Source organism: Streptomyces klenkii (assembly GCF_003626645.1).
GTDB lineage: Bacteria > Actinomycetota > Actinomycetes > Streptomycetales > Streptomycetaceae > Streptomyces > Streptomyces klenkii.
The window spans coordinates 1-1,040 of record NZ_RBAM01000204.1 but is presented as its reverse complement, the minus strand read 5'-3'; the positions used below and the strand labels follow the sequence as shown (position 1 = coordinate 1,040).

At 76.5% G+C, this 1,040-nt stretch carries 1 protein-coding gene; it reads right to left on the bottom strand.

Annotation, left to right across the window (positions count from 1 at the left end; genetic code table 11):
* Nucleotides 1-1,040: amylo-alpha-1,6-glucosidase (locus tag D7231_RS35785; protein WP_422396797.1), on the bottom strand; the 1,040-nt coding region annotated here is incomplete at both ends.

The following is a 1,040-nucleotide window of genomic DNA, read 5'->3' as shown; positions in this document are numbered from 1 at the left end:
CCCCGGGCCACCGTCGCGGCCTGCTCCCGCAGCCCGTACCGGGCCAGGCCCAGGGCGGCGATCGCGGAGTCGTGCGGCCAGACGCTGCCGCGGTGATACGACAGCGGGTGGTAGGCGTCCTGGCCCGAGGCCAGCGTCCTGATGCCCCAGCCGGTGAAGAAGGCGGGGGAGAGCAGGCGTTCCGCCACCGCCTCGCCGCGCTCCTGGTCGAGGATGCCCGTCCACAGCAGGTGCCCGGCGTCCGAGCCGAGCGCGTCCGCCCGCCGGCCCCGGCCGTCCACGGCCAGCGCGGGGAACTCCCGGTCCGCCAGCCAGAAGTGCGACAGGAAGCGCGTCCGCAGCCGGTCCGCCTCCTCCTCCATGCGGTCCGCGTACGCCGCGTCGCCCCAGGCCGAACGCGCCAGCGCCGCGGCCTGCCGCAGCGCGTCGTAGGCGTACCCCTGGGCGGCGGCGGCCGTGACCACGCCCTTCACCGGCGTGCCGTCGGCGAAGCAGATCGCTCCGGCCGAGTCCTTCCAGGACTGGTTCGTCAGGCCGCCCGCGTCCCCCCGGTACAGCAGGAAGCCGTGGTCGGCCAGCCCGCCGAAGCGGAACATCCACTCCACGGCGGCCCGCGCGTGGCGTTCCAGGCGCTGGGCCAGCTTGTCGTCGTCCGTCACCCGCGCGTGCGCACCCAGCAGCATCAGGAACAGGGGCGTGGCGTCCACCGAGCCGTAGTACCGGCCGTAGGGGACCTGGCCGAAGTAGGCCAGCTCGCCGTGCCGCATCTCGTGCACGATCTTGCCCGGCTGGGCGACCCGGTCGGCCTCCTCGCCGCGCGCCTGGGCCGCGGCCAGCGCCAGCAGCGTGGCGGCGGCCAGCTCGGGCCGGGCGGGCAGCGTGAACAGGGAGGTGATCAGCGCGTGGCGGCCCAGCAGCGCCAGGAACCACGGCACGCCCGCGCCCGGCACGCGCAGGGTCTCCCCGTCCGGCCCGGTCGCGGAGACCCGCAGCGCGGACAGGTCGGCCAGGCCCTGCGCGCAGGCCCGCCCCAGGTCCGG